We start from the raw sequence: 8,032 nt of genomic DNA on the forward strand, positions 1-8,032 counted from the left end.
TTATCCGAATGGGGACGAGCTGGACCGTAACCGTGTTGGGCGTCATCGTTAGCCTCATCGGCTGGTATTTGACCCCGAACGCCTGGGGCTACGGCATATTGGGCTTCGGGCTGGCGCACATCGTGCTCGGCGTGCTGGATATGTTCCGGACGACGGAGCGGAGCCGGTAACGACAATGCTTCGAGACAAGTGTACCGGAAAAGGCATCCGCAATCGGCGGGTGTCTTTTTTTCGGGCGGACGGATTGATATAATAGAGGAAACGATTGGAAAGGCGGTCATCCCATTCATGAGCTCGGACAACTCGTTTGACATCGTATCGGCGATCGATATGCAGGAGCTGAACAACGCGATTACGCAAGCGGAGAAGGAGATCGGCAACCGATTCGATTTCAAAGGCTCGAAGAGCAGCATCGCGCTCGATAAAAACGATCTGGTCGTCGTTTCGGACGACGAATACAAGCTGAACGCCGTTCTCGACATTTTGCATTCGAAGATGGTGAAGCGGGGCATCTCGCTCAAAAACTTGCAATACGGCAAAATCGAGCCGGCCGCCGGATCGACGGTGCGTCAACGGATCGGGCTGAAGCAAGGCATCGATCAGGACGTCGCCAAGAAGATCAATATTTTGATCCGCGATTCGAAGCTGAAGATCAAGAGCCAAATCCAAGGCGATCAAATCCGCGTATCGGGGAAAAGCAAGGACGATTTGCAGCAGGCGATCCAGCTGCTCCGGCAGGCGGACATACCGCTCGACCTGCAGTTCGTCAACTTTAGGTAATGCGTCGCAAACGCTCGGAAAGCCTGCCGAATGGCACGGCTTTTTTTCGTGCGACGGTGCGGAAGCCGGCTGCAAGCGGCGGCGCAACTTTTGACACCTCGAATCCGATTATATTATACTTGTGGGGATAAAGACAGGACAGGACCGATTTGGGGGAAAGCTTCATGACGGAAAAAGTGAAAGTCGTAACGCTTGGCTGCGAGAAAAACTTGGTCGATTCGGAGATTATGTCGGGCTTGATTCACGAACGCGGATATTCGCTCGTGGACGACAAAGAAGAAGCGACCGTTATTATCGTCAATACGTGCGGGTTTATCGACGCGGCGAAGGAAGAGTCCGTCAATACGATACTGGACTTGGCCGATCTGAAGGAAACGGCCAGTCTGAAGGCGCTGATCGTATCCGGCTGCCTGACGCAGCGGTACAAAAAAGAGCTGATGAACGAAATGCCGGAAATCGACGGGATCGTCGGCACCGGCGACTTCGATAAAATCAACGACATTATCGACCAGGCGCTGGCCGGCCGCAAGCCGATCCTCGTCGGCAATCCGGCTTTCAATTACGAGAAGGCGCTTCCGCGCCGAATGACGACTCCGCGCTATACGGCGTACGTGAAAATCGCGGAAGGCTGCGACAATGCGTGCACGTTTTGCAGCATCCCGATCATGCGGGGCAAATTCCGCAGCCGCTCGATCGAATCGATCGTCGCCGAGGCGAGCCAGCTGGCGGCGCAGGGCGTTCGCGAAATTAGCCTGATCGCGCAAGATTCGACGAACTACGGAACCGATTTGTACGAGGGGTTCAAGCTGCCCGAGCTGCTGAACCGGGTGAGCGAGGTGCCGGGCATCGAATGGGTGCGGCTCCACTACGCCTATCCCGGCTTTTTTACGGACGAGCTGATCGAGACGATCGCGACGAATCCGAAAGTGTGCAAATATATCGACATGCCGCTTCAGCATAGCGAGGACGCCATCCTGAAGCGGATGCGCCGTCCGGGCCGCCAGCGCGACGCTCGCGAGCTGATCGCGAAAATCCGCGCCCGCATTCCCGGCGTCGCGCTCCGTACGTCGCTCATCGTCGGCTTTCCGGGCGAGACGGAGCAAGATTTCGCCAACCTGTGCGAGTTCGTCAAGGAGATGCGGTTCGACCGGCTCGGCGTCTTTACGTATTCGAAGGAAGAGGATACGCCGGCGTCGCGTCTGCCGGATCAAGTGCCTGACGACGTCAAAGAGTTCCGGGCGACGACGCTGATGGAAATTCAGCGGGAAATTTCCCGGGACGCGAACGGCAAACGGATCGGCGAAGAGCTGGACGTGCTGATCGAGCGGTACGACGGACGCAACGACGTCTACGTCGGCCGTACCCAATACGACGCTCCGGACGTCGACGGCGAAGTGTTCGTGACCAAATGCTCGGCAGGCATCGGCGAGCTTCAAAAGGTACGCATTACGCACTCGTTCGAATTCGACCTGTCCGGGGAGGGAATTGCATGAACCTGGCGAACCGCATTACGCTGGCGAGAATATTCCTCGTTCCCGTCATCATGTTTTTTCTGCTCGTCAATCTCGATCTGCCTCCGATCCGGATCGAGCAGTTCAGCATTACGTACAACCAGATCGTCGCGGCGCTTATTTTCATCGTCGCGGCGAGCACCGACAGCTTGGACGGCTACATAGCGCGAAAGCATAAGCTGATCACGAACTTGGGCAAGCTGCTCGATCCGTTGGCGGACAAGCTGCTCGTAACGGCGGTACTCGTGTCGCTCGTCGATATGGGCAAGCTGGACGCTTGGATCGCCATCGTCATTATCAGCCGCGAGTTCGCGGTTACGGGACTGCGCTCGATTTGCGCGGCGGAGGGCATCGTGCTTGCGGCGAGCAAGCTCGGAAAATGGAAGACGGCGGCGCAAATAACGGCCATTATCGCCTTGCTCATCAACAACTTCCCGTTTACGTTTCTCAATGTGCCGTTCGATCTGATCGCAAGCTGGATCGCCGCCATCATAACGATTTATTCGGGCATCGATTATTTCGCGAAAAACTGGCACGTCATCCAGTTCGACAATTGACGCCGAACGTGTCCGCACGGAAGCGTCGGGAGGGGTTACCGGGATGAAAGCGGAAATCATAGCGGTCGGGACGGAGCTTCTGCTCGGCCAAATCGTCAACACGAACGCCCAATATATCGCGCAAGGCTGCGCGGGTATTGGGCTTGACGTTTATTACCAGACGGTTGTCGGCGACAATCGCCAGCGGCTGCGCGAAACGTTCGCCTTGGCGGCTTCGAGAGCGGACTTCGTTATTGTCACCGGGGGATTGGGGCCGACGCAGGACGATTTGACGAAGGACGCGCTTGCCGAGCTGCTCGGCTTGCCGATCTCGATTCACGGACCGTCGATGGAGCGAATCGAAGACGTATTCCGCGCCCGCGGTCTTCATATGGTGGAAAGCAATTCGCGACAGGCGAACGTAATCGAAGGATGCGATCCGTTCCCCAACGACAACGGACTCGCGGTAGGCGTAGGCTTGACGCACAAGGGAACGCATTACGTGCTGCTGCCCGGCCCGCCGAAAGAAATGAAACCGATGTTCGACCGGTACGCCGTGCCGTGGATTCGCGCGGTCATGGGCGAGGAAGCGGTCCCGCTTCATTCGAAGATGCTCAAATTCGCGGGAATCGGCGAATCGAATCTCGAGCATCGATTGATCGACTTGATCGACGGTCAGCAAGACCCGACGATCGCCCCATACGCCAAGGAGGGCGAAGTGAGCATTCGCCTGACGACGCGCGCTTCGTCGCCGGCGGAGGCGGAACGGAAGCTTGCGGAGACGGAACGGGTCATACGCGACCGGGTCGGCGAACATTTGTACGCGGTCGAGGATGTGCCGATCGAACGCGTCATCGTGGAGCTGCTTTCGCGAAGCGGCAAGAAGGCGGCGTTGGCCGAAAGCTGCACGGGCGGTTTGGCGAGCGAGCTGCTGACGGCGGTGCCGGGGAGCTCGGCGGCGCTTGTCGGAGCGATCGTCTGTTATACGAACGCGGCGAAGCGGGATCTGCTCGGCGTTCCGGAAAGCTTGCTCGAAGGAGAGGGGGCTCCCGGCGCGATCAGCGCGGAAACGGCGGCCGCTTTGGCCGAGCGGGTGATGGAGCGGACGGGGGCGGATTACGCGCTGTCCATTACCGGCGTCGCGGGGCCGGCCCAGTCCGAAGGCAAGCCGGTCGGCCTCGTCTATATCGGCATCGCCGAGCGCGGGAAGCCCGCGGAGACGGAGAAGCTTCAGCTGTCCGGCAACCGGGGGTCGATTCGGCTGAAGGCAGCGAAGCAGTCGTTTTATCGGCTTTGGCAGCGGCTCCGAGCGGAAGCCGAATCGTAAAGTTTTTAGTTGCCGGAAGCGCGAGAATGCCCTATACTGGCAGTAATGGAACGGAAGCACCGTAACAGAGGCCGTGAGCCTTGTTGCGGTTTTTCTTTTTTTCGTCGGCCTTCGCGTTCGTATCTTCGAAAAAAAATGCGAATGTATGTTCGAAAAAATACTTGGCAAACGGTCGAAAAGAAGGTATCATAACAATAGAAACGTAAAAAGGAAGTGAGTATGTTGTCAGATCGCCGCGCTGCGTTGGAAAATGCCCTGCGCCAAATCGAGAAGCAATTTGGCAAAGGATCGATCATGAAACTCGGTGAGTCCACCCACATGCAGGTGGAAACGGTCCCAAGCGGATCGCTTGCCCTCGATCTCGCACTCGGAGTAGGCGGGTTCCCGCGGGGAAGAATCATTGAGGTGTACGGGCCCGAATCGTCCGGTAAGACGACGGTAGCGCTTCACGCGATTGCCGAAGTGCAGCGAATCGGCGGACAAGCCGCCTTTATCGATGCCGAGCACGCGCTGGACCCGCTCTATGCGAGCAAGCTGGGTATCAATATCGACGAACTGCTGCTGTCGCAGCCGGACACCGGGGAGCAGGCGCTCGAAATCGCCGAGGCGCTCGTTCGCAGCGGTGCGGTCGACATCATTGTCATAGACTCCGTTGCCGCTCTCGTTCCGAAAGCGGAAATCGAAGGCGAGATGGGCGACTCCCACGTCGGCCTTCAAGCTCGTCTTATGTCTCAGGCGCTGCGCAAGCTGTCCGGCGCCATCAACAAGTCGAAGGTAATCGCGATTTTCATCAACCAGCTTCGCGAGAAAGTCGGCGTCATGTTCGGCAACCCCGAGACGACCCCGGGCGGACGCGCGCTCAAGTTTTACTCATCCGTCCGTCTCGAGGTGCGCCGCGTGGAGACGATCAAGCAAGGCAACGATATGGTCGGCAACCGGACCCGGATCAAGGTCGTCAAGAACAAGGTCGCTCCTCCGTTCAAGCAAGCCGAGCTGGACATCATGTACGGCGAAGGCATTTCGCGCGAAGGCAGCATTATCGACATCGGTACGGAAATCGACATCATCAATAAGAGCGGCGCTTGGTATTCGTACGAGGGCGAGCGTCTCGGCCAAGGACGCGAAAATGCGAAGCAATTTTTGAAAGATAATCCTCAGATCGCCGCCGTCATCGAGAAAAAAATTCGCGAAGCGAGCAATATGGCGGCAGGCGCCGTTCATCTGGCTTCGGCCGAAGAAGACGAAGACGAAGACGAATTGGCCGCATTCGAATAAGCCATCATACGATTCCGGTAACCGGACGCGCACCTTTGCAGATGAAGGTGCGTTTTCGGTTATTGGGCTGCTGCGGAGGTGATCTTCATTCACGAATCCGAATCCGTCATTTCCGCCGTCGAACGGCATTCGAAAAAAAACGGACTATATTTGATTTTTATCGACGGGGCTTACGCCTTTACCGTACATGAAGACGTGCTCATCAAGCACCGGCTATTGAAAGGCGAACGGGTGGACCCCGACAGGCTACGCGCCGCGCTTGAGGACGAGGAGCTGCAGAAGGCGTGGTCGGACGCGCTCCGGCAGGTCGGCCGGCGGCCGCGTTCGGAGAAGGAAGTGCGACAATATTTGAAACGGCGTACGTACGAGCCGCCGATCGTCGATCGCGTCGTGACGAGATTGAAGGAGCACAAGTATCTTGACGACGCCGATTTTGCCGCGCAATGGACGGAGCAGCGCATTTACTCGCAGAAGAAAGGCCGCCGCTGGGTGAAGCAGGAGCTGCAGCAGAAGGGCGTGGCGCCGGCGACGATCCAGGAGGCGCTCGATCAAGTGCCGGTCGACGAAGAAGAGCGGCTCGCCTTCGAGCTCGGGCAAAAGAAGTGGAAGCTGACGTCGGGCGGCATCTTGGACAAAAAGCGGAAAACGGCCGCTTTCTTGATGCGGCGAGGGTACTCGTCCGCGATCGTAAGCAAGGCGGTTCGGCGCATCGCCGAGCTGGCTCCCGATGAACGGCGGGGCGAAGACGAAGATCCGGACATGTGGGATTGGCCGGACGCATAGCCATAATACGGGACGAAGCTGCACGTCGGCTTCGTTAGTCCCGAAGAACGGAGGAGTGGCGGAATGGGGAACACGATCCGATGGGGAATAATCGGGTGCGGCAACGTAACCGAGGTGAAAAGCGGCCCGGGCTTCCAAAAGGCCGACCGGTCGGAGCTCGTCGCAGTCATGCGTCGCAACGGGGAGCTGGCTGCGGATTACGCCCGGCGCCATCAAGTTCCGAAATGGTACGACGATGCGGAAGCGCTGATCCGCGATCCGGACGTCGATGCGGTCTATATCGCGACGCCGCCGTCGTCGCACAAAGCGTATGCGCTCGCGGCGGCCGCGGCCGGCAAGCCGGTCTATGTAGAGAAGCCGATGGCGCTTAACGCGAGTGAGTGCACGGAGATGGTCGAGGCGTGCCGAGAAGCCGGCGTGCCGCTGTTCGTCGCGTACTATCGTCGCGCGCTCCCGCGTTTTTTGAAGGTGAAGCAGCTGCTGGATATGGGCGCAATCGGCGACGTCCGTTTCGTCACGACCGTACATACGAAGCGATTGACCGAGGATCCCGACCGTCTGCCATGGCGGGTCGTGCCGGAGCTGTCGGGCGGAGGACACTTCTTTGACTTGGCCAGCCACACGCTCGATCTGCTCGACTTTTTGCTCGGTCCGATTCGGGAAGCGGCGGGTCGGGCGGGCAACCAAGGCGGCGTTTATCCGGCGGAAGATATCGTAAGCGGCAGCTACGTATTCGAGTCCGGCGTCCAAGGAACGGGACTTTGGTGCTTCACCGCGTACCACGCGGGCGAGGTGAACGAAATCGTCGGCTCCCGCGGCAAGCTGACGTTTTCCACGTTCGGAAGCGAGCCGATCCGGCTGACCACCGCCGACGGCATTGGCGACTATGCGCTCGAGCAGCCTCCGCATATTCAGCAGCCGCTTATTCAGACGATCGTCGACGAGCTGTTAGGGGCCGGCAAATGCCCGAGTACCGGCGTATCGGCGATGCGTACGGCGAGGGTTATGGACGAATTGGTTAAAGTCAGGATATGAATGGAGCAAGAAAGCCGGGGGAACCCGGCTTTTTGCGTATGGCCGCCGGTTGCCCGCCGAATAATCGCTTCGGTTAAAGGTCAGATTAAGGAAGTGCGGGCGGAAATGAATTGTTTCGCCCCAGCGTCTCTTGGGGGAGACAGTATTCGCTGGAGGAGTCTTATGTTCAGACGCAACGGGACGTTTCTCGGCGCCTTTTTGCTCGGTATCGGGACGATCGGCATGCTGGACGGAATCGTGTTTCATCAGCTGCTGCAATGGCACAGCGTTTACATGTACACGGACCGATTCCATCAAATCAGGAGCGACGGCTGGTTCCACGGCTTCGTCACCATCGTCATCGTGGCGGGAGCCGTCGTCTTATGGCGCAGCGAGCCGGCCGATGCCGATCATCGACCGGCCGTTTTCGCAGCGGGCATGCTGATCGGAGCAGGCTTATTCAACTTGGTCGAAGGGCTCGTCAATCATCACGGGTTAGGTATTCACCACGTTCGTCCTGGTCCTCACCAGACGGTTTTCGATTACGCTTACGATTTGTTCGCCGTTTGTTTGCTTTTGTCGGGCATGCGGCTTCTTTATGCAAAGCCGAGAGTGAAAACGCGATAAGGAATTTGCAAGGCGACAGGGGAATATTTCCGGTTGAAAGATGGAATGCAATCGTGATATATTGTCATTCCGGCCGTCGATAAGACGCCGGCGATCGAAGGCGAGCGAAGCTGGTAAAACTTTCGCTTGCATCGGGAGAGCGAATCATGGTATATTGGTTTTCCGGCCATCGAGAGATG

General features: G+C 58.0%; 9 protein-coding genes. All 9 read left to right on the forward strand.

Annotation, left to right across the window (positions count from 1 at the left end; genetic code table 11):
• Positions 1-8: 8 nt before the first annotated feature.
• Positions 9-170: a hypothetical protein gene (locus DLM86_RS32440; RefSeq protein WP_170143739.1), complete on the forward strand. Its 162-nt coding sequence runs from the start codon at positions 9-11 to the stop codon at positions 168-170.
• A 118-nt stretch (positions 171-288) separates the two neighbouring features.
• Positions 289-780: a YajQ family cyclic di-GMP-binding protein gene (locus DLM86_RS29805; protein WP_110843698.1), complete on the forward strand. Its 492-nt coding sequence runs from the start codon at positions 289-291 to the stop codon at positions 778-780.
• 164 nt (positions 781-944) lie between these two features.
• Positions 945-2,273, forward strand: coding sequence for a 30S ribosomal protein S12 methylthiotransferase RimO (gene rimO, locus DLM86_RS29810; RefSeq protein WP_110843699.1), 1,329 nt, complete (start codon positions 945-947; stop codon positions 2,271-2,273).
• Positions 2,270-2,848, forward strand: a complete 579-nt coding sequence (gene pgsA / locus DLM86_RS29815) for a CDP-diacylglycerol--glycerol-3-phosphate 3-phosphatidyltransferase (protein ID WP_110843700.1) — start codon at positions 2,270-2,272, stop codon at positions 2,846-2,848. The genes rimO and pgsA overlap by 4 nt, the downstream gene beginning before the upstream one ends.
• Positions 2,849-2,891: 43 nt before the next feature.
• Positions 2,892-4,154: a competence/damage-inducible protein A gene (locus tag DLM86_RS29820; RefSeq protein ID WP_110843701.1), complete on the forward strand. Its 1,263-nt coding sequence runs from the start codon at positions 2,892-2,894 to the stop codon at positions 4,152-4,154.
• 222 nt (positions 4,155-4,376) lie between these two features.
• A complete protein-coding gene (recA, locus tag DLM86_RS29825; protein ID WP_110843711.1) occupies positions 4,377-5,429 on the forward strand; it encodes a recombinase RecA in 1,053 nt (350 codons plus the stop codon).
• 78 nt (positions 5,430-5,507) lie between these two features.
• Complete coding sequence (locus tag DLM86_RS29830) at positions 5,508-6,212, forward strand: regulatory protein RecX (RefSeq protein WP_245955012.1); 705 nt, start codon at positions 5,508-5,510, stop codon at positions 6,210-6,212.
• 63 nt (positions 6,213-6,275) lie between these two features.
• Positions 6,276-7,247, forward strand: a complete 972-nt coding sequence (locus tag DLM86_RS29835; protein WP_110843702.1) for a Gfo/Idh/MocA family protein — start codon at positions 6,276-6,278, stop codon at positions 7,245-7,247.
• Positions 7,248-7,409: 162 nt separating this feature from the next.
• Entirely contained in the window at positions 7,410-7,853 is a 444-nt protein-coding gene (locus DLM86_RS29840; protein ID WP_110843703.1) for a DUF2243 domain-containing protein, read from the forward strand.
• Positions 7,854-8,032: the final 179 nt, after the last annotated feature.

The sequence above is a fragment of the Paenibacillus flagellatus genome (assembly GCF_003217775.1).
Taxonomy (GTDB): domain Bacteria; phylum Bacillota; class Bacilli; order Paenibacillales; family NBRC-103111; genus Paenibacillus_AB; species Paenibacillus_AB flagellatus.

Bases quoted from the DNA above. Each gene is read 5' to 3' on its own strand.
- DLM86_RS29835 (WP_110843702.1), top strand. From the start codon at position 6,276: ATGGGGAACACGATCCGATGGGGAATAATCGGGTGCGGCAACGTAACC.
- DLM86_RS29840 (WP_110843703.1), top strand. From the start codon at position 7,410: ATGTTCAGACGCAACGGGACGTTTCTCGGCGCCTTTTTGCTCGGTATC.
- rimO (WP_110843699.1), top strand. From the start codon at position 945: ATGACGGAAAAAGTGAAAGTCGTAACGCTTGGCTGCGAGAAAAACTTG.
- DLM86_RS32440 (WP_170143739.1), top strand. From the start codon at position 9: ATGGGGACGAGCTGGACCGTAACCGTGTTGGGCGTCATCGTTAGCCTC.
- DLM86_RS29805 (WP_110843698.1), top strand. From the start codon at position 289: ATGAGCTCGGACAACTCGTTTGACATCGTATCGGCGATCGATATGCAG.
- DLM86_RS29820 (WP_110843701.1), top strand. From the start codon at position 2,892: ATGAAAGCGGAAATCATAGCGGTCGGGACGGAGCTTCTGCTCGGCCAA.
- pgsA (WP_110843700.1), top strand. From the start codon at position 2,270: ATGAACCTGGCGAACCGCATTACGCTGGCGAGAATATTCCTCGTTCCC.